The following is a 23320-nucleotide window of genomic DNA, read 5'->3' as shown; positions in this document are numbered from 1 at the left end:
GACAGATTTGACCATTTAATTAATGTAATTGATATTAGTGTGATTGGTATAACACACTCCAATTTGAAGAGGGAAAGTGTCATCTTATTGAGAGTGGATAACAGAAATGAAAAAAGCCCACTGATAACAGTGGGCTTTTCTGATAGTGGTGGAGGGATAGGGATTTGAACCCTAGAGCCGCTATTAACGACTGCCGGTTTTCAAGACCGGTGCTTTCGACCACTCAGCCATCCCTCCAACAAATTGTTATTACTGGTTTAAAACCCCAATAATATTCGACCATAAGGTCTTAATTTAAAGCCTGGCGATGTCCTACTCTCACATGGGGAGACCCCACACTACCATCGGCGCTACTTCGTTTCACTTCTGAGTTCGGCATGGAATCAGGTGGGTCCAAAGCGCTATGGTCGCCAAGCAAATTCTTTTGTTAAACGCTCAAGCGTTTAACTTAATTCGGAAAGCTGCTTTGTTATCTCTAACTCGTTCTCACACTCATTCAAGCATGTCTTATATCTATTAAGTCCATCAAAACCCTTTAGGTGTTGTATGGTTAAGCCTCACGGGCAATTAGTATTGGTTAGCTCAACGCCTCGCAGCGCTTACACACCCAACCTATCAACGTTCTAGTCTCGAACAACCCTTTAGGACACTTAAAGTGCCAGGGAAGACTCATCTCAGGGCTCGCTTCGTGCTTAGATGCTTTCAGCACTTATCGATTCCGAACTTAGCTACCGGGCAATGCCATTGGCATGACAACCCGAACACCAGAGGTTCGTCCACTCCGGTCCTCTCGTACTAGGAGCAGCCCCCTTCAATCTTCCAACGCCCACGGCAGATAGGGACCGAACTGTCTCACGACGTTCTAAACCCAGCTCGCGTACCACTTTAAATGGCGAACAGCCATACCCTTGGGACCGACTTCAGCCCCAGGATGTGATGAGCCGACATCGAGGTGCCAAACACCGCCGTCGATATGAACTCTTGGGCGGTATCAGCCTGTTATCCCCGGAGTACCTTTTATCCGTTGAGCGATGGCCCTTCCATTCAGAACCACCGGATCACTATGACCTGCTTTCGCACCTGCTCGAATTGTCATTCTCGCAGTCAAGCGGGCTTATGCCATTGCACTAACCACACGATGTCCAACCGTGTTTAGCCCACCTTCGTGCTCCTCCGTTACTCTTTGGGAGGAGACCGCCCCAGTCAAACTACCCACCAGGCACTGTCCTCACCCCAGATAATGGGGCTAAGTTAGAACATCAACACTACAAGGGTGGTATTTCAAGGTTGACTCCACATCCACTGGCGTGAATGCTTCAAAGTCTCCCACCTATCCTACACATGTAGGGTCAATGTTCAGTGCCAAGCTGTAGTAAAGGTTCACGGGGTCTTTCCGTCTAGCCGCGGGTACACTGCATCTTCACAGCGATTTCAATTTCACTGAGTCTCGGGTGGAGACAGCGTGGCCATCATTACGCCATTCGTGCAGGTCGGAACTTACCCGACAAGGAATTTCGCTACCTTAGGACCGTTATAGTTACGGCCGCCGTTTACCGGGGCTTCGATCAAGAGCTTCTCCGAAGATAACCCCATCAATTAACCTTCCGGCACCGGGCAGGCGTCACACCGTATACGTCATCTTACGATTTTGCACAGTGCTGTGTTTTTAATAAACAGTTGCAGCCACCTGGTATCTGCGACTCCCGGCAGCTTAGAGAGCAAGTCTCATCACCGCTAGGAGCGTACCTTCTCCCGAAGTTACGGTACCATTTTGCCTAGTTCCTTCACCCGAGTTCTCTCAAGCGCCTTGGTATTCTCTACCCGACCACCTGTGTCGGTTTGGGGTACGATTTCTTACAAACTGAAGCTTAGAGGCTTTTCCTGGAAGCATGGCATCAATGACTTCACTACCGTAGTAGCTCGACGTCGTGTCTCGGCCTTAAGATTTCCCGGATTTACCTAAGAAATCAGCCTACGCACTTGAACCTGGACAACCATCGCCAGGCCCACCTAGCCTTCTCCGTCCCCCCATCGCATTTGTAAGAAGTACGGGAATATTAACCCGTTTCCCATCGACTACGCTTTTCAGCCTCGCCTTAGGGGTCGACTTACCCTGCCCCGATTAACGTTGGACAGGAACCCTTGGTCTTCCGGCGAGGGAGTTTTTCACTCCCTTTATCGTTACTCATGTCAGCATTCGCACTTCTGATACCTCCAGCAAACTTCTCAGTTCACCTTCAACGGCTTACAGAACGCTCCCCTACCCAGCACAGTAAACTGTACTGCCGCAGCTTCGGTGTATAGCTTAGCCCCGTTACATCTTCCGCGCAGGCCGACTCGACCAGTGAGCTATTACGCTTTCTTTAAATGATGGCTGCTTCTAAGCCAACATCCTGGCTGTCTGAGCCTTCCCACATCGTTTCCCACTTAGCTATACTTTGGGACCTTAGCTGGCGGTCTGGGTTGTTTCCCTCTCCACGACGGACGTTAGCACCCGCCGTGTGTCTCCCGGATAGTACTTACTGGTATTCGGAGTTTGCAAAGGGTTGGTAAGTCGGGATGACCCCCTAGCCTTAACAGTGCTCTACCCCCAGTAGTATTCGTCCGAGGCGCTACCTAAATAGCTTTCGGGGAGAACCAGCTATCTCCAGGTTTGATTGGCCTTTCACCCCTAGCCACAAGTCATCCGCTAATTTTTCAACATTAGTCGGTTCGGTCCTCCAATTGATGTTACTCAATCTTCAACCTGCCCATGGCTAGATCACCTGGTTTCGGGTCTATACCTAGCAACTCGACGCCCAGTTAAGACTCGGTTTCCCTACGGCTCCCCTATACGGTTAACCTTGCTACTAAATATAAGTCGCTGACCCATTATACAAAAGGTACGCAGTCACACCACGAAGGTGCTCCTACTGCTTGTACGTACACGGTTTCAGGTTCTATTTCACTCCCCTCACAGGGGTTCTTTTCGCCTTTCCCTCACGGTACTGGTTCACTATCGGTCAGTCAGGAGTATTTAGCCTTGGAGGATGGTCCCCCCATATTCAGACAGGATAACACGTGTCCCGCCTTACTCGATTTCACTGATTATGATGTGTCGGTTACGGGGCTATCACCCTGTATCGCCAAGCTTTCCAGCTTGTTCACCTGCATCATTAAAAGCTTAAGGGCTAATCCAATTTCGCTCGCCGCTACTTTCGGAATCTCGGTTGATTTCTCTTCCTTCGGGTACTTAGATGTTTCAGTTCCCCGAGTTCGCCTCATTAACCTATGTATTCAGTTAATGATAGTTGCTTATGCAACTGGGTTTCCCCATTCGGAAATCGTAGACTCAAGTGGCTTTTACTGCCTAATCTACGCTTATCGCAAGTTAATACGTCCTTCATCGCCTCTGACTGCCTAGGCATCCACCGTGTACGCTTATTCACTTAACCATACAACCCAAAAGGGTCTTATGTATGTTCAACTAAATAAGGTTTTAGTTTGTTGATATTTAAGAGGGTAATCTTAAATATCGTTGCCGGACTCAATAGATGTTTTTGCCTACTTTTATGAAAAAGTAGATAAAAACTAGAATACAAGACACTTGAATGTGTGTTGTGTGTTTATCTTTAAGATAAACATTGAGAACTTTTATTTGATAACAACATAAAGTCGTTATCAGTCAGCTTTCCAAATTGTTAAAGAGCAAAGAGTTTCTTACGAAACCATTTTTAAAAGCATTCGTAAATGCGCTTAAAGATGGTGGAGCTATGCGGGATCGAACCGCAGACCTCCTGCGTGCAAGGCAGGCGCTCTCCCAGCTGAGCTATAGCCCCATCGAAATCATGTTGACCAATCTTTTAGGAAAGATTGGTGGGTCTGAGTGGACTTGAACCACCGACCTCCCGCTTATCAGGCGAGCGCTCTAACCAGCTGAGCTACAGACCCAACATGAAACTCTTTTCTATATAAACCTAATCAATCTGTGTGGGTACTCATCAAAAATAATCTTCGTATAAGGAGGTGATCCAGCCCCAGGTTCCCCTAGGGCTACCTTGTTACGACTTCACCCCAGTCATGAACCACAAAGTGGTAAGCGTCCTCCCGAAGGTTAAACTACCTACTTCTTTTGCAGCCCACTCCCATGGTGTGACGGGCGGTGTGTACAAGGCCCGGGAACGTATTCACCGTGGCATTCTGATCCACGATTACTAGCGATTCCGACTTCATGGAGTCGAGTTGCAGACTCCAATCCGGACTACGACGCACTTTTTGGGATTCGCTTACTTTCGCAAGTTCGCTGCCCTCTGTATGCGCCATTGTAGCACGTGTGTAGCCCTACTCGTAAGGGCCATGATGACTTGACGTCGTCCCCACCTTCCTCCGGTTTATCACCGGCAGTCTCCCTGGAGTTCCCGACATTACTCGCTGGCAAACAAGGATAAGGGTTGCGCTCGTTGCGGGACTTAACCCAACATTTCACAACACGAGCTGACGACAGCCATGCAGCACCTGTCTCAGAGCTCCCGAAGGCACACCTGTATCTCTACTGGCTTCTCTGGATGTCAAGAGTAGGTAAGGTTCTTCGCGTTGCATCGAATTAAACCACATGCTCCACCGCTTGTGCGGGCCCCCGTCAATTCATTTGAGTTTTAATCTTGCGACCGTACTCCCCAGGCGGTCTACTTAACGCGTTAGCTCCGAAAGCCACGGCTCAAGGCCACAACCTCCAAGTAGACATCGTTTACGGCGTGGACTACCAGGGTATCTAATCCTGTTTGCTCCCCACGCTTTCGCATCTGAGTGTCAGTATCTGTCCAGGGGGCCGCCTTCGCCACTGGTATTCCTTCAGATCTCTACGCATTTCACCGCTACACCTGAAATTCTACCCCCCTCTACAGTACTCTAGTTTGCCAGTTTCAAATGACCTTCCGAGGTTGAGCCCCGGGCTTTCACATCTGACTTAACAAACCACCTGCATGCGCTTTACGCCCAGTAATTCCGATTAACGCTCGCACCCTCCGTATTACCGCGGCTGCTGGCACGGAGTTAGCCGGTGCTTCTTCTGTTGCTAACGTCAAGCAACGCAGTTATTAACTACGAAACCTTCCTCACAACTGAAAGTACTTTACAACCCGAAGGCCTTCTTCATACACGCGGCATGGCTGCATCAGGCTTTCGCCCATTGTGCAATATTCCCCACTGCTGCCTCCCGTAGGAGTCTGGGCCGTGTCTCAGTCCCAGTGTGGCTGATCATCCTCTCAGACCAGCTAGGGATCGTTGCCTTGGTGAGCCATTACCTCACCAACTAGCTAATCCCACATAGGCGTATCCAATAGCGCAAGGCCCGAAGGTCCCCTGCTTTGCTCCGAAGAGGTTATGCGGTATTAGCCATCGTTTCCAATGGTTATCCCCCTCTACTGGGCAACTTCCTATGCATTACTCACCCGTCCGCCGCTCGTCAGCGAAATAGCAAGCTATTTCCTGTTACCGCTCGACTTGCATGTGTTAGGCCTGCCGCCAGCGTTCAATCTGAGCCATGATCAAACTCTTCAATTAAAGTTTTTGTGGTCTTGCGACCGGCTCAACGAATACTGACTTCAAAACTATTCTTCTTAAAAAGAAGAAGTAACTTTAAAGCTATTATCTATCCAACAGATAGATAATGAATTGACTGTGCCAATCATTAGTAAACTAATAATCGATTTGGTCACTCAGTTCATTGATAAATCTTTTTGATTATCATCAACGAGTGCCCACACAGATTGATAGGTTTAAATTGTTAAAGAGCGTTGTTCTTATCGATAATGCTTAGCGCATCTCGTTGAACAGGGCGGCCATTTTAGCGATTTAAAAGTTCGTGTCAAACACTTTTTCAAAACTTTTTTCGCAAACCTTATTGATAAGGTTTTGACCTCTAACCCGTGCTGCAGCTTGGCTGCGTGCTCCGTGTCAGTGAGGGCGCATTATAGAGACATCGTTCACATTGGCAAGCGTTTTTTTGAAATTATTTTTCAACTGCTGCTTTTTAAATCAAATCACTATTTTGTGATTATAATTTAAACATTTGAGCGGTATCACAGCAATTCGTTGGTAAATATTAGCTATTAAACGTAAGATCAATAAGTCTGCTTTTTATAGACGTATTCTTAACTTTTCTTTTATTCAACTAATAGTATTCAAATATGAACTCAAATAAATCGACCGTAACGGTTATCACGATTGCAATCATTGGCGCTGTTATCTTTTCTCTAACAGATATCATTCCCGCTTGGGGAAGCTTTTTGATTGGTGTGATTGCCACTTTTGTTGTTACTTCTAAATCTTCATCTAACCAATCTCAAGATTCTTCTGAAAAAGCTTCAACTCAAACCCTTTATGTCGGCAACTTACCGTACAAAGCAAATGAATCGAATGTACGTCAATTATTTTCTGAATATGGTGAAGTGTTTGCCGTTCGCCTAATGAAAGATAAGCGAACAGGTAAGCGCCGTGGTTTTGGCTTTGTGGTTGTGGCAGAATCCGATACTGATAGTGTTATTTCTGCATTAAACGAAAAAGATTATATGCAACGTACCTTAAAAGTTCGCGTAGCAAATGATCCTAAACACCCTGAAAGTGGAGTGGCTGAACAGGACTAAATCCAAAGTTCGCTACGCCTTTATCCAGTGCCATGCCTTCCCAAGGTGTGGCACTGCTATATATAGCGTGTCTTTTTGTGGCAGACTCATGCTGCACCTTCGCTTTTAATAACCCACCGACTCGTTTGGCAATCGCTTCTCCTGAATCCACTAACCTCACCCCGTCTCCGAATACTTGTTGAATTTCTTGTTTCAAGAGTGGGAAGTGAGTACAGCCTAATACCGCCACATCAATACTTCCAAGTAAAGGTTGAAGAATCACCTGTAATTCATTGAGATCGGCTGACTGACCACGTAGTTTTTCTTCAGCGATAGTCACGAGGCGCGTTGAACCGAGAAGTTTAACTTCCGTATCTGGCGAAAATTGATCAATGAGTTGATGAGTATAAGGACGCTGAATAGTCGCAGGGGTGGCAATCAATCCAATGGCTTGCTTGGATAATTGAGCTGCAGGTTTGATCGCAGGCACTACGCCAACAACAGGGATACTCAATTGCTGTCTTAAGTAGGGCAAGACAATGGTACTGGCCGTATTACACGCAATCACCACCATATCTACTTGCTGCTGAGCAACTATATTCGTCACCAAGCTCACCACTCGCTCAATTAATATCGCTTCCGCTAACTCACCATAAGGGTAAGCTTCATTATCAAACAAGTATACATAATCAAAATATGGGTAGCGTTGTTCTATTTGTTGATAAACAGATAATCCCCCGACACCTGAATCAAAAACTAAAACTTTAGGAACTGAGTTAATTGAAGTATCCACGAGACCCACTTAATAAATGAAAACTTATTGGCAGGCATAATACTCGGCTTAATGAGTGAAGGGAAATGGATGACTTTTAAAAATATGCCCCTTCATAGAGAAGAGGCATAAACTAAAGGGCTATAGCAAAGAACTTAGAACTGATAAGCAATCGAACCATAGTAGGTTCTTTCTGGTTCGATATAGGTTGCCGCTGTTTCATAATCAGCATCGAACAAGTTTTCAATACGTGCCGCTAGAACCCAGTTCGGCGTCAAATCATAGCTTGCGGCTAGATTCACTAAGCTATAAGCGTCTAGACGAGTATTGCCAGAATCATAACGTTTACCTTGATAAATATAGCTCAGGTTAGTTTGCCACTTGTCAGCCTGATAACCCACTTGCCATTTGTAATTTTGACGGGCGATACGAACCGCATCTTGACCGCTGTCTTTATCTTCTGGATCTAGGTATTCCAAAGACACTTGGTGATATAATGGCCCTGTTTGAAAATTACCAACCCACTCAATACCTTGAATCACCACATTATCATTCTCACAGGTCGAATAGGTAGACTGACATGAAATACGGTTATCAATGTCATTATAGAACCCTGCCAAGCGCCAATTTAATAAATTATGCTCACCTTCTAAAGCCACCTCATAATTAGTGGACTCTTCAGGGTTTAAATCAGGGTTAGACCAACCAGGGTAATAAAGCTCATTAAATGTAGGTGCTTTAAATCCTGTGCCTACATTTGCCGTTAACCTTAATGATTGAATAAACTGCCAACCCGCTCCGAGTTGCCATGTCGTTTTATCCCCAAACTGTTCGTTATCATCAAAACGAACACTGCCTTCCAATTGAAGAACACTGCCATTATGACCCAGTGTTAAATAAGCCGCTTTATTATCGCGTTCTTGCACTTCATAAACCGTATCTGAATCACTCACATCATTATTTAAATATTCCGCACCAAAACCAATAGAATTAGTTTGAGTCCATTGAAAATTATTCCGCCAAGTCACTTGGTTAGTTTGCGTCACCGTTTGAGATGAAGGTACATTATGTTGCGTTTTCGATTTATCTTCGCTATTAGCGTAAGTTAAATTGGAAACAAAACGTTCTGAGGTATATATCACCTGACCATTAACACTGTAATTATTGGTTTTATTTTGATCTGCGCTGAGACCCCAAAGCGGGTCATAATCGTATTCAGTTTGACCTTGATGATAATAACCATTCATACGAATCAGCCAATTATTATCAAGTTGTACCCCCCAATCAGCGATTACATTACTATTTTCATAACCATCACGGTCCTGACTACCAAACTCAGCAACATTGTAACCATCACTATGTTGATACTGTGCCGTGATATTTACCCAAGCTTTATCACTAGGTACCATTGCGACTGATCCAGTATAACTTTGATAGCCATCCGAACCACCCGTGGCTTTTACTGACCCCGTGGTTTCTGTGTTGGTTCCATTGGTCATAATATTAATCACCCCCGCCGTCGCATCAGCCCCATATACAGCAGCACGAGAACCTCGAAGGTATTCAATTTTTTGCACACCAGCCAATGGAATCTGACTAATATCCGAGTAACCTAATGTAGCACTCCCTAAGCGAACCCCATTAAATAGCACCACGACATTGCCGCTACCACGCACATACACACGTGCTGGTTGGTTTGGCCCACCATTTTGTGTCAACTGGATACCTGGAAGCTGGCGTAACACATCAAACAAAGTATTGGCTTGAGATTGGGTTATCTCTTCTTTGGTAATTTCAATAACCGGACTGGTGAGGTTGGTAATAGGTTCGGTACGCTTAGTAGCCGTCACTAACATCACATCGGTAGTGGCTTCAGAAGATTGAGCATAAGAAGGAAAAGCCAGTAACACACAGCTAGCAACAGTGGTTAATCCTGTTGCGAAAGAAATTGTTTTCATTATTTTAAAAGTCCTAAAACGCGAGAAACACAATGAGCAAATGCTCTGATTCACTGGCAGGTATTCGGACTGAAAGCTCGATAGTTATCCTTACTATCACCTACTTCTTTCAACTTCCCACCTTTTGGGTAGTGTCTGGCTCTTAACCGGAAAGTTTCGTTCTTATCACCGCTGCGCGTCAGTTCTGGATTTGCACCAAATTCCCTTTTTCAGCCATAACATTGATGTCTGGCACCAGCAGTTGGCATCGTAAAGTGCTAAGATTTTGATGTCCACTGATTGTTAAGTTAAGTGGATAAAATTATTTGTTTCATTCAAAAAAGCAATAGATGCACAACAAAACTGGACATCTGATACTCGATGGATAAAATCTGCGCTCCTGTTTTATCCTGTTCTGTTCCAAATAAAAGGCTTTCATTTATGGCAAACCTCACCCATGACACCATCAGCTATGCTCAACAATTAGAAGACAAGCTGCACCGCTTAGGCGATATGTTTGGTGATTTTATTACGCCAGAAATCGAAGTGTTTGAATCTCCTGAACAACATTATCGTATGCGCGCTGAATTTCGCGTGTGGCATGAAGGTGAAGACATGTACTACATCATGTTCGATCAAGCCACTCGCCAGAAATATCGCGTCGATCAATTTCCAACCGCAAGCCGCTTAATCAATGATTTAATGCCATTACTGATGGATGCGATGAAAGGCTGCCCGATATTACGCACTAAATTGTTCCAAGTGGATTTTCTCTCGACCTTAAGCGGTGAAGTTTTAGTGTCTCTCCTTTACCATCGCCAATTGGATGACGCTTGGCAACAAGAAGCACGACGCTTAAAACAACGACTCAATGAAGAAGGTTTTAACTTAGATTTAATTGGCCGTGCCCGTAAAATGAAACTGGTGATGGACCGTGATTACGTGGTTGAAAAGTTGCAAGTTAATGGTAAACCTTACATTTACCAACAAGTCGAAAATAGCTTCACTCAACCTAATGGCATCGTGGCGCAAAAGATGTTGGAATGGGCGGTAGATTGCACTCAAGACAGTCAAGGCGACTTATTAGAGCTGTACTGTGGTAACGGTAATTTCTCACTGGCCTTAGCGCAAAACTTCGAGCGCGTCTTGGCGACTGAACTGGCAAAACCCTCGGTGGATTCTGCGCAATACAACATTCAAGCCAATCACATTGATAATGTACAAATCATTCGCATGTCAGCCGAAGATTTTACCGATGCAATGGAAGGCAAGCGGGAATTTCGCCGCCTAAAAGATAACGGTATTGATTTAACCAGTTACAACTGTAATACCATTTTTGTCGATCCACCACGCTCAGGCATGGATGAAGGGACGTGTAAAATGGTGCAAGGTTATGAGCGAATCATGTACATCTCTTGTAATCCAGAAACCTTGAAAGACAACCTGTCTATTTTGGCACAAACGCATAATATCACTCGTTTTGCTCTATTCGATCAGTTCCCATTTACTCATCATATGGAAGTAGGGGTATTTTTGGAACGCAAAACAGCTTAACTATCACATTTCATTAGCTCATTATCCATTAAGCCACAAAACAGCAAAGCCGCTCATGAAGTCATTCCATGAGCGGCTTGGTGATAATCATAACCCACCTACAGGCTACTTTTTATCGACCCTTTCATTAAGGTCGTGCCTTTGGCTAACATCCTTAATTGTAAAATCATTCGTTCAGCCAGCACATTCCTTGCTTCTTCATCCAAATCTAAAGCCTCCGCGCCGGAAGTGAAAACAATCGTCACCGACGCTTCTGCTTGAATGGCGGCCAACTCCTGCTCAACGCCTGCACGCACGAGGTATTCGGTAAGTTCAGCGCCAAAATGTTGCACCTCACGCGCCACTGCAGCACGAAACTCTGCCGATGTCCCGGAACGCTCACGCAACAACAGGCGAAAAACGTTAGGACTTTGCTTAATGAACTCCATAAAAGTCTGTACCGAGGTTCGAATCAAACTCCCTTCAGCCACAATACGTTGCCGAGCTTGACGCATTAATTGGCGCAACAATAGCCCGCCTTCATCCACCATCACCAATCCCAATTCATCCATATCTTTAAAATGACGATAAAAAGAGGTTGGCGCGATCCCCGCTTCACGCGAGACTTCACGCAGACTTAAATTAGAAAAACCTCGGTCGGCACTGAGTTGCCCAAAAGCGGCATCAATTAATGAACGACGCGTTTTTTCTTTTTGTTGTGCTCGAATGCCCATAATGTTTCTCAATAGTTCAAGGTAAAAAGTAATATACCGATAAATCTCGTCAGCGACTATTCTCTCAATCGGAATTCAGTACCACAACTCTAAAATTAAACCTCAAACGCCTTATCTATGTGATCTTAACGACTGTCTGTTACCTCTAATATTTACCAATAAGATGAATGCGTTACTATTCATCTCTAGCGGTTAACATTACCGTAACGCTTTCAGGATTTAACCTATTTCAAAGGAAGAGCATGATGGATTCAACACACTTTGATGTCATTGTCATTGGCAGTGGCCCGGGCGGTGAAGGTGCTGCCATGGGCTTAGCAAAAGCAGGTCTACACGTTGCAATCATTGAAAAAGAAAGTAGTGTTGGCGGAGGATGTACCCATTGGGGCACCATTCCTTCCAAAGCTCTTCGTCATGCGGTAAGTCGCATCATTGAATTCAATAACAACCCATTATTTTGTAAAAACAATACTAGCCTCACAGCCTCTTTTTCTAACATTTTAGATCACGCCAAAACTGTTATCGATAAGCAAACTCGCTTACGCCAAGGCTTTTATGATCGCAACAGTTGTACCTTATTATTTGGTCAGGCGTCTTTTACCGGGCCAAACAGCATTTCAGTGGCTCAAGTTGATGGCACAACAGAACAATACACTGCAGATAAATTTGTCATTGCAACCGGTTCACGCCCTTACCAACCCCAAGATGTCGACTTTACCCATGAGCGCATCTATAACAGCGATACCATTCTGAACCTAAAACACGACCCTCGACACATCATTATTTATGGCGCTGGCGTGATTGGGTGTGAATACGCCTCAATTTTCCGAGGCTTAGAAGTGAAAACGGACCTCATTAATACTCGTGACCGTTTGTTAGCCTTTTTAGATAACGAAACCTCTGACGCGCTGTCTTATCACTTTTGGAATAGCGGTGTCGTGATCCGTAACGACGAAACCTACAGTAAAATTGAAGGAACCGACGATGGGGTCATTGTGCACCTTGAGTCGGGTAAAAAAATGAAGGCCGATTGTTTGCTGTATGCTAATGGTCGAACCGGCAACACCGACACTTTAAATTTAGAATTGGTTGGACTCAAACCCGATTCACGTGGCCAATTAACGGTCAATCACGGTTATCAAACCGAGGTAGAACATGTCTATGCGGTTGGGGATGTGATTGGTTACCCAAGCCTAGCCAGCGCCGCTTATGATCAAGGCCGCTTTGTGGCCCAAGCAATTGCGAAAGGGAAAGCTGACACCTTCTTAATTGAAGATATTCCAACTGGGATTTATACCATTCCTGAAATCAGCTCTGTTGGCAAAACCGAGCAGGAATTAACAGCCGCGAAAGTACCTTATGAAGTCGGCCGAGCATCGTTTAAACACTTAGCGCGCGCTCAAATTGCAGGTAAAGATATTGGGAGTCTAAAAATTCTTTTTCACCGGGATACTAAACAGATTTTAGGCATCCATTGCTTTGGTGAACGTGCCGCTGAAATTATTCATATCGGCCAAGCCATTATGGAGCAAAAAGGCCCAGCCAATACCATTGAATATTTTGTGAATACCACCTTCAACTACCCAACCATGGCGGAAGCTTACCGTGTGGCAGCATTAAATGGATTAAACCGTTTATTCTAATCACCCACTAAGCGCTCAAGGTTGCCTCTGAGCGCTTACGGTACCACCATCACTTACGGCTCAAGCATCGCTTCTTATACGGATTCAATAAAGGTATGTGAGCGCCACTGCCGATAAAACAATATCGCCAAGCCAACGCCTCGCATCCCCATAAAACAAACCATCGCTAACCACAGAGCATGGTTACCCCAATCAGCTAAACTAAAATACAAAGCAAAAAAGCATAACATCGCTACTAACATACTATTACGCATGTCTTTGCCTTTGGTCGCCCCAACAAAAATACCGTCCAATAAGAAACACCACATTGAGACAATCGGCATGATCATTAACCAAGGTAAATAGATATCCGCTTGTGCTTGGACATTCGGAATATCGGTAATCAAACGCACCAGTTGATGACCAAACAACAAGAACAAGACCGTGAGTAAAACGCTACACACCAAACCCCAAAAAGAGGTGCCAATTAAAGAATGCAGTAATTGCCCGCGGCTTTTCGCCCCTACGGCTTTACCCACCATCGCTTCCATCGCATAGGCAAATCCATCCATGCCATAAGAAACCATCATCAAAAAGCTCATTAACACCGCATTGGCCGCCACAATCTCATCTCCCAAGGCTGCTCCCTGAAAGGTCATAAAGCTGAATACCGCTTGCAAACATAATGAACGTAAAAAGATATCGCTGTTTAACCGCAACATCCGTCCAATACCTTGAGTGGCGAGTGGGACTAAGGTCAACATATTAGGAAGTTGCTGCTTCAACCAAGTTCGCATAACAAACATAAGGCCCAGCAATAGCCCACTGTAATCAGCCAACACTGACGCCCAAGCCGCCCCCGCGACCTTCCAATCCAAAACCAAGACAAATACAACATCGAGAATAATGTTGGTGACATTAATGGTGATCACCAGCCACATTGGCGCTTTAGCATTTTGTGTCCCCAGTAGCCAACCCAGAATGACAAAATTGGCTAACGCAGCTGGGGCACTCCACACTCGGATTGAAAAATACTGCATGCCATAATGTTTCACTTCTTCACTGGCATTGCTGAGCGAAAAAATCATATCAGCCAAAGGGGAATGAAATAACAAAAATGCTCCCGCTAAGGCCAGAGCGACCAACATCCCTTGCAACCAAACCAGAGCCAGCTTTTCAGGATGTTGTTCACCTTGAGCTTGCGCGGCTAATCCGGTTGTCGCCATGCGAAGAAAGCCTAACAACCAAAACGTCACGCTGATCATCGTGCTACCTAATGCTACGCCCCCTAAATACCAGGCATAATCTAGATGGCCGATCACCGCCGCATCCACTAAACCTAATAAAGGAACCGTAATATTTGAAAGCACCATAGGAATGGCGAGTACGAGAACTTGCTTATGCAACGTGCGTTGAGACAAGATATGTAAGAGTTGATTGATCACTGAAAACCTCGCTTAGATGAAGGCACAGTCTACCTTGGTTTCATAAGCAAAGAAATTCTCAGGCGATAAAACACCCGACTAAAAATCGCCTCTTGTTCGTTGGCGACTACCAGCGAATGTGCACCAAACTTGGGGTTAAGCGATGCTTAATAAAAGGAAATTTAGCCACAATACGTTGCCAAGCTCGCCAACGGTCACATTCACTTTCAATTGGGGAAAGCGCTTTAATTTGATAAACCCAAGGTAACCATGACACCACACTGGCCACCGGATTTTTTAGGCTATGGGCATAAGCAACACAGCCCATTTTCACTCCCCAATAGGATTGGGTTTTATCACCCGCCAATACTAAACACGCCTCAGCATGAGAAAAATGACGACCAATCTTTTGGATAAAGTGAGCCACTTGATTTCGTTGTTGAGCCAACAGAGCTTGTTCACACACCACCAGAACGGGTACATCTTCAGGAATCGCTAACTGCTCTAGCCATTTCATATCCAATACCGAACCACAGGCCATGGTATAGCGTTCACTGTGATGAAAGAGTTTTTGTCGCCATAACAAGGTTTCATCGATATCCACTTCAATCCAATGACACAAGCCATTATCTAAGCGATAAAATCGAGTATCCAACCCCGCGCCAACATTAATAATCCACGCTTTGGGATGGTGCAGTAAAAAGCGCGAAACTTCTAAATCGCACAAAGACGTTAATGTCGCATGGAGCAGTTGTTTTTGATCAATATCTCCACTCAAACAATCGTCTGACAAGTGGCAACGCTGACAAGCTCTCGCGGCAATAGGATCATAGACTAAGCCATTATCGATTAAGCTTTCACGGCTCCGAAGCCATAAAGGTTGTAATAAGTCACTGGGAACCTGATAGGCTTGGCAAGGTGGTGTTTTTTTCGGGGCAAAAGAAGTGTTCATCAATTAACCTCGTCACGTAAGATTAATTGATGATAATAATTATCATTTCAATATACAAGCGATTACTCTCGTTTTCAGTCAGCTTGTGATATTGACGGGCTATTACATCCAGGTGTTATTACGAATAATCCCCACCGCTAGGCCTTCAATCGTCAGCTCTTGCTGCGTCAAATCAACTTCTATCGGATTAAATTCTTCATTCTCGGCATGTAATAATACTTTGGCACCTTTACGCTCTAAGCGCTTCACGGTCACATCATCATCCACGCGCGCGACAACAACTTGACCATCACGCACATCTTGAGTTTTATGAACCGCCAGTAAGTCACCATCAATAATGCCAATGTCTTTCATGCTCATGCCGTGCACACGCAATAAGAAATCCGCTTGAGGCTTAAACATCGCAGGATCGACTTGATAATGGCTTTCCACATGCTCTTGCGCCAAAATGGGTTCCCCCGCCGCCACTTGCCCAATCAAAGGTAGGCCTTGATCTTCTAAGATAGCGTCTTCAGCTTGGACAATTCGAATGCCGCGAGAAGCACCCGGGATAATTTCAATGACATTTTTACGCGCTAATGCTTTTAAATGTTCTTCTGCCGCATTAGCAGAACGAAAGCCAAGTTCACGAGCGATTTCAGCACGAGTGGGTGGCATGCCGGTTACATCTATTTTATCTTTGATCAATTCAAAAATTTGTTGCTGGCGAGGCGTTAAGGGCTTCATAATTCACCTGTCTTTTTATACAGTTGACTGTGAGTATATACAGTAAACAAAAAGAACTCCAGAGATATGAATCACTTTTTAACCATGATTAAACAAGACAAACCGATGTCTGTGCCTATAAAATGTTTAAAAGTCTGACCAGTTTGCATGATTTCGCCGGAATAAGGTAATAGAACGCGTCGATTTCTGCTATTCTTGCTGCGCATTTTGTGGGTGATATTCCAATGAAACCCCACTGATTTTTCAATTTTGAGGCTATACATTGCTATGTCTTACGGACACCTAGTTTCTCGTTCACTTTTGAAGCTCCCCCTTTCGTTATTGGTAAAGGGCAAAACCATTCCAGCCAATCCGGTTGAAGAACTGACGTTAGATCTAACCAAACCCATCATTTACGCTATGCCGTTTGATTCTGATATTGACTTGATCAGCTTACAAACACAGACCAAAGCGTTAGGTCTACCCGACCCTTTAGCGCCTTTAGTGATTAATGGGCAAGAGTTCTCTCGCTTTGTTTTTCTCACCTCAAAAGGCTTCACCACCCAAAGTAAACAAGCCTTACCTAAGCAATCTGTCACGCTATTCACTCAATTATTGAAATTGCATCAAGCTGATTCTGAGCTGGATATTCAAATGCTGCCAACCTCCATTTTATGGGGCAGAAAGCCGAATAAAGAAGGCAAAGAAAAACCCTACTTACAATCGATGAGTGCCTGTCAAAAAAGTGTGTTATTAGTGTCTTCTGGTCGAGATTGCTTAATCCGCTTTAGCCCAGTCGTGTCTTTACGTTATATGGCGGACACTCATGGTGTGGACGAAATCATCGCCCATAAATTAGCGCGCGTGGCCCGCATTCACTTCTCTCGCCAAAAACTGGCTGCCTCAGGTCCAAGTTTGCCGCAGCGCCATGTCCTTTTTAACCGCTTATTAAAGTCTCCTGAGATTCAAAAAGCGATTCAAGATGAAGCGAAAAGCAAAAACATTCCACTTGAAAAGGCCCAAAAACAAGCCCAAGACATGTTGGAAGAAATTGCGGCTGATTTTTCTTATACCTTAATTCGCATGGGAGCCCGTTTTCTTGGATGGTTATGGAATAAGCTCTACCAAGGTTTAAACATCAGCAACATGGCCAGCGTACGAAAACTGGCACAAGACGGTCATGAGATCATTTACGTTCCTTGTCACCGTAGCCACATGGACTACTTATTGCTGTCTTATGTATTACACAATGAAGGTATGGTTCCACCTCATATTGCGGCCGGGGTCAACCTTAACTTCTTCCCTGCTGGCCCTATTTTCCGTCGTGGTGGTGCCTTTTTTATTCGCCGTAGTTTTAAAGGCAATAAATTATATTCGACCATTTTTAGAGAATATTTGGCGGAGCTGTTCATTAAAGGCTATTCCGTTGAATTTTTTAGTGAAGGTGGCCGCTCTCGCACCGGACGTTTATTGCAAGCGAAAACCGGCATGCTCGCGATGACGATTCAAACCATGATGCGTGGTTTGAATCGTCCTGTGACCTTAGTTCCGGTGTACATTGGTTATGAACATGTGATGGAAGTGGCGACCTACGCCAAAGAGCTGACAGGCAAACGTAAAGAAAAAGAAAGCGCCGGCATGGTGTTAAAAACCTTACGTAAGTTACGCAACTTCGGCCAAGGCTATGTCAACTTCGGTGAGCCTATCAACTTAAACCAATACTTAAATGAAGAAGTCCCTGGCTGGTCGAGCAAACAAACGCACGACCCAGATAATGCGCCAAAACCGCAATGGATGAACCCGGTCATCAATAAACTGGCCAATAAAATGATGACGCACATTAACGATGCAGCAGCAGCTAATGCCTTAACCTTGTGTGCAACAGCCTTATTGGCCTCTAATCAACGCGCTTTATCTCGTCGCAAGCTTGAGCAGCAAATTGACTGTTACTTATCTTTATTGACACAGGTTCCTTACAGCGCCACCAGCACCGTCCCAAATGCCAGTGCGGTTGAATTGATTGAACATGCAGAGAAGCTGGATAAGTTTATTGTCGAAGCCGATGATAAAGGCGATATTATTTCACTTGATCGCAGACAATCGATCTTAATGACGTATTATCGTAATAACATCATTCACTTATTCGCGATTCCATCCTTGATCGCTCACTTAGTGATCCAAAAAGAAGGCATCACCCGTCAACAATTACATCAAGCGATCCAGCTAATTTACCCATTCTTAAAGGCTGAATTATTCTTACATTATTCAGAAGCTGATCTTGAAAACGTGGTCAATAACACCGTTGATGAACTGGCGCGTCAGCACTTAATTCTTGAACAAGAGGACACTTTGTCGATTAACCCGGCGAAAGTGCAAGTGTTGATCTTACTGTCTCGAACCATTGTCGAAACCTTACAGCGCTATGCGATTGCTCTGACTCAATTAGTTGCCATGCCTAAGATAGAAAAAGGAACCTTAGAGCAACAAAGTCAAAATATTGCCCAGCGTTTAGGTCGTTTACACGGCATTAATGCCCCAGAGTTTTTTGATAAAGGGGTCTTCACCACCTTATTCCAAACACTCAAACAGCAAGGCTACTTAGACCAACAAGCAGAACAAACGCATAAGATTCAAGTGCTGGTTGACCTATTAGGTGAATTGCTCTCACCGGAAATTCAACTAACGTTACAAGAAAGCATTATGCGACAAGACGACTCTCTATAGAGCGCACAAAATTATGCCGCACGTGGTACACACGTGCGGCATAATTTATAACTCAGTTATCGAGCCTTTTAACAAGCAAGAATGATCAGATAATTAGCACCATTGATAGTATTGCTTAGTTCGCGTTCATTCCCGCAACCGGATTAGTTAACCCATCACACCGCCAAAAACGCCAACCGCAATCACCATCCCCACATAGTTATTATTGAGAAAAGCGCTAAAACAGGCGTCACGTTCTCGGTCTTTAATTAAGCGTTGTTGATAAACAAATAATGCCGCAGCGACCAATAGGCTCCAATAATAGGGTTGAGCCAGCCCCATCCAATCACCAAGTACCATCAATAACAATAAGCAAGCTAACTGCAGTAAGCCGATAATCAATTTATCAAAGCGACCAAACAAAATAGCCGTCGATTTAATGCCGATCTTAATATCATCATCACGATCGACCATCGCATATTGGGTATCGTAAGCAATGGTCCACACCACATTAATAATGAACACTAACCACACTTCATTGGGTAAATAGCCAGCCTCTGCTGCCCATGCCATCGGAATTGCCCAACTAAAGGCCAAGCCTAAAAACAACTGGGGCACATGAGTAAAGCGCTTCATAAAAGGATAAATGAAAGCCAAAATAACCCCAACCAAGGATAACTCAATGGTTAAGCGATTCATGCTCAAAACCAACAAGAATGAAATTAGCACCAACACAAAAAAGAGCATTAATGCTTCTTTAGTACTGACTAGGCCAGATGGCAATGGACGATGTTTCGTGCGCTTAACATGACCGTCGACTTTACGATCAGCAAAATCATTGATCACACACCCCGCAGAACGCATGGTGAACACCCCCAAAATAAACACCAACGCGACATGCCAATCGGGTAAGCCACCCGCCGCTAATAAAAGCGCCCAAACCGTTGGCCACAATAGTAAAAGAGAGCCAATCGGACGATTCATTCGAGTTAGCTGCCAGTAAGCAGCCGCTTTAGCCAGGGTCATTTCATACCTTCCTTGCGATAAATAGGCGAAGGCGGCAAAAAGAGTTCCGCCACAAGCATCGGCTTTTGATTCATCCATAGACGGGAACTGCGAGCCGCCAATGCCCCTAACGGTGAATCAATCATACCTAGATGCAACCCGTCACGTGCAACCTGTTGAGCCTGAAAAACCGTTAGCCCAAGTGGTACTTCCCCTTGTTGGGACAAATCGAACTGTTCATCTGAAAGCGAAGAACGGGGAATGATCGTACTGCCGAGCAACCAAGGCTCGTCATCCGCAATTAAAATCACATCTCGAATGAGGCACTCTTGCTCGGAATGCGATTGCGCAAATAACATCTTTTTTTGAAAATCCGTTAAGTCATTGGCTGACACTAATTGATTACGCAACACTTGCGCACAAAGATGATCGCACTGTAAAGAAAAACGTTGAGAAAGAGAGCCCTGTTCTTGTAACCACTGAGAATCAAGCTGCTCTGAAAATTGGAATTGCTCAACCGATTGCCAACTCAGTGTTGAGAAATAATTAAAATACGAAGAAAAATTGTCGTTCATCATGTCCATATAGTGTCGCTGTAAATCACGGCCAGCGGCCATTGTAACAGTAGAAAAACTGCCCGAGTATCCATGTTTTTACAAAGGTTAACTTAAAGCACAAAACTTAAGCTTTTCTGCTCTTACCTTCTAATGCTGCCATCACACAACCGGTCACAAGACCCGCTAAATGAGCACTATTCGCAATCGCCATAAAGGGTTGAATGAAGCCCAAGACTAACCAACCTAGCATAAATACCACTAAGGTTTTGTGGATGAATAAGCCTTTTTCTGGACTACGCCATCCCAATACCCATATATAGCCCATCAAGGCATAGACCACCCCAGATAAGCCACCAAAATTTGCCCCTTCAACCCAATATTGCGCCGCACCTGACAAAGCGGCTGAAACGGCAAAAAGTTGGACTAATTTAAAAGAGCCTAACTTCTTCTCGATATCACCACCAAACTGCCACCACCACAATAAGTTAAAGACAATATGAGTAACGGAAAAATGCAAAAAGGTATGGCTGATCCAACGCCACAATTGCCATTTTTGTTCGATCGAGGCCGGGAAATGCAATGCTTGAAAAAGTGTTTGGCCAAACCCTAAAAATAATAATCCATAAATCACCACACAAGTTAACATGATGATTAAGGTAAAGGGGCCGGCTTTTTCTTTAATCTGAGCGAAAAAGCTCGGGGTATGGTAATGAAATTGCTGAGTTCGCGAATCTGCGGTTTGCCAAGATGCAGCTTGATATTTTCGATCTTGTGGATTACGAATAAAAACTTCAAGCTCTGCCTCCACTTCGAGCTGGTGCTCCGCTTGTTTTAACCATAAGGCAAATTGTCCTTCCCCTTCGGGCATCATGATGATCTCAATATCACGAGATGCCATATAGTCCACAAACGCTTGTGCAACACGAGGATTATTAAAAGAAATCAGACGGATCATACTTACTGCCTATGTGAGGTACGGATATCATGAACAAAGCAACGAACATAAAACAACGAAAACGGAACAACAAAAAAGAGCATTAAGCCATGGTGATCATAGGTAATTGGCTACGTTGCCACGCTTCAAACCCACCATCAACACTATACACTTCTTCAAACCCTTGATTGACTAAATATTGTGCGGCGCCTTGGCTGCTAATGCCATGATAACACATCACTAAAATAGGTTGTTCAAACTCAAGCTCTTCCATTAAAGCCACAATAGTATCATTGGTTAAATGACGTGCTCCTTGTGCATGAGATAAAGCAAAAGATTGAGGGTCACGAATATCTAACAATACCGCTGAAGAATTGCTTAACATCTGCTGCGCAGTATCGACATCAATATGTTGAAATTGGTCCATGGTATTACTCCCTTATCGAATATTTTAAAATCAAGCCAGTATAACGTATCCCACAATAAACAAAGACACGTAGATAATAAGGCTTCTCCATTTTGTTTATAATTCCCCCAGCTGTGGATAAAGCTGTGAATTGCGTTGATAACGTATTTTCTCAATTTAGGATCCACAACATGTAGTATTGATCCTGATCTTTATGTGTGTAACTCTTTTTTATCCCCACCAAAGAAAAACGCATCACACTATATGTTGTGTGTGGATTACTCAATTGGTCACGTATTTTCCCACACATTTATCCACAGAAAGGGGCTTTTCATTTCGATACCTTGATCGTCTGATTTGATCTCATAAAAAAAGCCAAGATCGATGATCTTGGCTTTTGATATTTTTTCATTTTTATCGGCAATAGATTAGAGCTCACCGACCGCTGATTTTAGTTTCTTCATCGCATTTTTTTCTAGCTGACGAATACGCTCAGCAGACACATTATACGTTTCAGCTAACTCTTGCAGCGTGGCTTTTTGATCGTCTAACCAACGTGAGCGAACAATATGTTGACTACGCTCATCTAACGTCGCTAAGGCATGGTCTAAACGGTTGTTTGTATGGGATTCCCAATTATCCGCTTCGATATTTTCAGCAATATCGGAATGCTTATCTTCTAAATACAACACTGGCGCGGTGTAAGATGATACTGAGTCATCATCTTCTGAAGGCATTTCGAAAGTGGCATCTTGTGCCGCCAGACGAGACTCCATTTCACGGACTTCATGAGCAGAAACCCCAAGCTCTTGGGCCACAGTTTCAACTTCGCCATTATTAAACCAACCTAAGCGCTTTTTAGACTTACGTAGGTTAAAGAATAATTTACGTTGTGCTTTGGTGGTCGCGATTTTAACAATCCGCCAATTACGAAGCACATATTCATGGATTTCTGCTTTTATCCAGTGAACGGCAAAAGAGACCAGACGAACCCCTACTTCTGGGTTAAAGCGTTTCACTGCTTTCATCAAGCCAATATTACCTTCTTGGATAAGATCCGCTAAAGCTAATCCATAACCAGAATAGCCACGTGCCACGTGAACCACAAAGCGTAAGTGCGATAAAATTAAGCCTTTCGCTGCTTCTATCTCACCGTGGTAATGTAATCGCTCTGCTAAGTCACGCTCTTCTTCAGCGCTCAGCATTGGGTAGCTGTTCGCTGTGCGAATATAGCTATCTAAACTATCTGAAGTGACTAAAGCCATTGGATATGCGTTTGACATTCAATTCCTCTTTCTGTCTTTAAAATAGGTTGAACACTTTTAAAAAAGACATTTGATTAATTATAACCCACCTATTCTGAACCCAAAGGCTCCGATCTTCAAGGGGGGAATTATTATTCATAGCTATTTTAAAGAATGCAAGAACCAATCT

At 44.2% G+C, this 23320-nt stretch carries 15 protein-coding genes, 3 tRNA genes, 3 rRNA genes and 1 riboswitch; of the genes, 4 read left to right on the top strand and 17 right to left on the bottom strand.

Annotated elements, in window-relative coordinates:
• Positions 1-146: 146 nt before the first annotated feature.
• The 6 genes from VCA1004_RS00345 to VCA1004_RS00320 form a co-directional block, all read right to left on the bottom strand.
• Positions 147-237 (bottom strand) — tRNA-Ser (locus tag VCA1004_RS00345).
• A 62-nt stretch (positions 238-299) separates the two neighbouring features.
• A 5S ribosomal RNA gene (gene rrf / locus VCA1004_RS00340) occupies positions 300-415 on the bottom strand.
• A 131-nt stretch (positions 416-546) separates the two neighbouring features.
• A 23S ribosomal RNA gene (locus tag VCA1004_RS00335) occupies positions 547-3434 on the bottom strand.
• Positions 3435-3742: 308 nt separating this feature from the next.
• Positions 3743-3818 (bottom strand) — tRNA-Ala (locus VCA1004_RS00330).
• A 35-nt stretch (positions 3819-3853) separates the two neighbouring features.
• A tRNA-Ile gene (locus VCA1004_RS00325) sits at positions 3854-3930 on the bottom strand.
• Positions 3931-3998: 68 nt separating this feature from the next.
• Positions 3999-5541 (bottom strand): 16S ribosomal RNA (locus VCA1004_RS00320).
• The 16S, 23S and 5S rRNA genes sit together here with 3 tRNA genes alongside, the layout of an rRNA operon.
• A gap of 626 nt (positions 5542-6167) precedes the next feature.
• On the opposite strand from VCA1004_RS00320, the gene VCA1004_RS00315 reads away from it, so the two are divergent.
• Positions 6168-6623, top strand: coding sequence for an RNA recognition motif domain-containing protein (locus VCA1004_RS00315; RefSeq protein WP_086981902.1), 456 nt, complete (start codon positions 6168-6170; stop codon positions 6621-6623).
• Here VCA1004_RS00315 and murI read toward each other — a convergent pair.
• Both murI and VCA1004_RS00305 read right to left on the bottom strand, forming a co-directional pair.
• Positions 6586-7395 (bottom strand): glutamate racemase, encoded by an 810-nt coding sequence (gene murI / locus VCA1004_RS00310; protein WP_232012604.1) that lies wholly within the window; start codon positions 7393-7395, stop codon positions 6586-6588. The two genes, VCA1004_RS00315 and murI, sit on opposite strands and share 38 nt — an antisense overlap.
• A 134-nt stretch (positions 7396-7529) precedes the next feature.
• Complete coding sequence (locus VCA1004_RS00305; protein ID WP_086981901.1) at positions 7530-9332, bottom strand: TonB-dependent receptor domain-containing protein; 1803 nt, start codon at positions 9330-9332, stop codon at positions 7530-7532.
• A gap of 38 nt (positions 9333-9370) precedes the next feature.
• A riboswitch (cobalamin riboswitch) is annotated at positions 9371-9586 on the bottom strand.
• A 166-nt stretch (positions 9587-9752) separates the two neighbouring features.
• Between VCA1004_RS00305 and trmA the strand changes: the two genes are divergently transcribed.
• Positions 9753-10865: a tRNA (uridine(54)-C5)-methyltransferase TrmA gene (trmA, locus tag VCA1004_RS00300; RefSeq protein WP_086981900.1), complete on the top strand. Its 1113-nt coding sequence runs from the start codon at positions 9753-9755 to the stop codon at positions 10863-10865.
• 98 nt (positions 10866-10963) lie between these two features.
• On the opposite strand, the gene fabR is transcribed toward trmA, so the two are convergent.
• On the bottom strand, positions 10964-11578 hold the full coding sequence (fabR, locus tag VCA1004_RS00295; protein ID WP_086981899.1) for an HTH-type transcriptional repressor FabR: 615 nt from the start codon (positions 11576-11578) through the stop codon (positions 10964-10966).
• A gap of 242 nt (positions 11579-11820) precedes the next feature.
• Between fabR and sthA the strand changes: the two genes are divergently transcribed.
• Positions 11821-13221, top strand: coding sequence for a Si-specific NAD(P)(+) transhydrogenase (gene sthA / locus VCA1004_RS00290; protein ID WP_086981898.1), 1401 nt, complete (start codon positions 11821-11823; stop codon positions 13219-13221).
• 74 nt (positions 13222-13295) lie between these two features.
• On the opposite strand, the gene dinF is transcribed toward sthA, so the two are convergent.
• The 3 genes from dinF to lexA all read right to left on the bottom strand — a co-directional run bounded on the left by dinF (position 13296) and on the right by lexA (position 16302).
• Positions 13296-14645, bottom strand: coding sequence for an MATE family efflux transporter DinF (gene dinF, locus VCA1004_RS00285; protein ID WP_086981897.1), 1350 nt, complete (start codon positions 14643-14645; stop codon positions 13296-13298).
• A 106-nt stretch (positions 14646-14751) separates the two neighbouring features.
• Positions 14752-15576 carry a class I SAM-dependent methyltransferase gene (locus VCA1004_RS00280; protein ID WP_086981896.1) on the bottom strand — a complete coding sequence of 275 codons (825 nt, stop codon included), beginning with the start codon at positions 15574-15576 and terminating at the stop codon, positions 14752-14754.
• A 102-nt stretch (positions 15577-15678) separates the two neighbouring features.
• Positions 15679-16302 carry a transcriptional repressor LexA gene (gene lexA / locus VCA1004_RS00275; protein WP_086981895.1) on the bottom strand — a complete coding sequence of 208 codons (624 nt, stop codon included), beginning with the start codon at positions 16300-16302 and terminating at the stop codon, positions 15679-15681.
• Positions 16303-16569: 267 nt separating this feature from the next.
• On the opposite strand from lexA, the gene plsB reads away from it, so the two are divergent.
• Positions 16570-19005, top strand: a complete 2436-nt coding sequence (plsB, locus tag VCA1004_RS00270; protein ID WP_086981894.1) for a glycerol-3-phosphate 1-O-acyltransferase PlsB — start codon at positions 16570-16572, stop codon at positions 19003-19005.
• A 147-nt stretch (positions 19006-19152) separates the two neighbouring features.
• Here the strand turns inward: plsB and ubiA are convergent, their stop codons facing one another.
• The 5 genes from ubiA to rpoH form a co-directional block, all read right to left on the bottom strand.
• Positions 19153-20010, bottom strand: a complete 858-nt coding sequence (gene ubiA / locus VCA1004_RS00265) for a 4-hydroxybenzoate octaprenyltransferase (protein WP_086981893.1) — start codon at positions 20008-20010, stop codon at positions 19153-19155.
• Entirely contained in the window at positions 20007-20564 is a 558-nt protein-coding gene (locus VCA1004_RS00260) for a chorismate lyase (RefSeq protein WP_086984589.1), read from the bottom strand. Before VCA1004_RS00260 ends, ubiA begins: the two co-directional genes overlap by 4 nt.
• Positions 20565-20670: 106 nt before the next feature.
• The gene (gene glpG / locus VCA1004_RS00255; protein ID WP_086981892.1) at positions 20671-21501 is read right to left on the bottom strand and encodes a rhomboid family intramembrane serine protease GlpG; all 831 of its coding nucleotides are present in this window, start codon (positions 21499-21501) and stop codon (positions 20671-20673) included.
• An 82-nt stretch (positions 21502-21583) separates the two neighbouring features.
• Positions 21584-21907 carry a thiosulfate sulfurtransferase GlpE gene (gene glpE / locus VCA1004_RS00250; protein ID WP_086981891.1) on the bottom strand — a complete coding sequence of 108 codons (324 nt, stop codon included), beginning with the start codon at positions 21905-21907 and terminating at the stop codon, positions 21584-21586.
• 407 nt (positions 21908-22314) lie between these two features.
• Positions 22315-23169 (bottom strand): RNA polymerase sigma factor RpoH, encoded by an 855-nt coding sequence (gene rpoH / locus VCA1004_RS00245; protein WP_086981890.1) that lies wholly within the window; start codon positions 23167-23169, stop codon positions 22315-22317.
• Positions 23170-23320 lie beyond the last annotated feature (151 nt).

Source organism: Vibrio aphrogenes, assembly GCF_002157735.2.
In the GTDB taxonomy this organism is placed as follows: domain Bacteria; phylum Pseudomonadota; class Gammaproteobacteria; order Enterobacterales; family Vibrionaceae; genus Vibrio; species Vibrio aphrogenes.
This window is presented reverse-complemented; position numbering and strand designations above follow the sequence as displayed.

What these genes read in the sequence shown, in the direction of transcription:
- VCA1004_RS00315 (WP_086981902.1), top strand. Translation starts at nt 6,168, where the DNA reads ATGAACTCAAATAAATCGACCGTAACGGTTATCACGATTGCAATCATT.
- VCA1004_RS00305 (WP_086981901.1), bottom strand. Translation starts at nt 9,332, where the DNA reads ATGAAAACAATTTCTTTCGCAACAGGATTAACCACTGTTGCTAGCTGT.
- trmA (WP_086981900.1), top strand. Translation starts at nt 9,753, where the DNA reads ATGGCAAACCTCACCCATGACACCATCAGCTATGCTCAACAATTAGAA.
- fabR (WP_086981899.1), bottom strand. Translation starts at nt 11,578, where the DNA reads ATGGGCATTCGAGCACAACAAAAAGAAAAAACGCGTCGTTCATTAATT.
- sthA (WP_086981898.1), top strand. Translation starts at nt 11,821, where the DNA reads ATGATGGATTCAACACACTTTGATGTCATTGTCATTGGCAGTGGCCCG.
- VCA1004_RS00280 (WP_086981896.1), bottom strand. Translation starts at nt 15,576, where the DNA reads ATGAACACTTCTTTTGCCCCGAAAAAAACACCACCTTGCCAAGCCTAT.
- lexA (WP_086981895.1), bottom strand. Translation starts at nt 16,302, where the DNA reads ATGAAGCCCTTAACGCCTCGCCAGCAACAAATTTTTGAATTGATCAAA.
- plsB (WP_086981894.1), top strand. Translation starts at nt 16,570, where the DNA reads ATGTCTTACGGACACCTAGTTTCTCGTTCACTTTTGAAGCTCCCCCTT.
- ubiA (WP_086981893.1), bottom strand. Translation starts at nt 20,010, where the DNA reads ATGACCCTGGCTAAAGCGGCTGCTTACTGGCAGCTAACTCGAATGAAT.
- VCA1004_RS00260 (WP_086984589.1), bottom strand. Translation starts at nt 20,564, where the DNA reads ATGAACGACAATTTTTCTTCGTATTTTAATTATTTCTCAACACTGAGT.
- glpG (WP_086981892.1), bottom strand. Translation starts at nt 21,501, where the DNA reads ATGATCCGTCTGATTTCTTTTAATAATCCTCGTGTTGCACAAGCGTTT.
- glpE (WP_086981891.1), bottom strand. Translation starts at nt 21,907, where the DNA reads ATGGACCAATTTCAACATATTGATGTCGATACTGCGCAGCAGATGTTA.
- rpoH (WP_086981890.1), bottom strand. Translation starts at nt 23,169, where the DNA reads ATGTCAAACGCATATCCAATGGCTTTAGTCACTTCAGATAGTTTAGAT.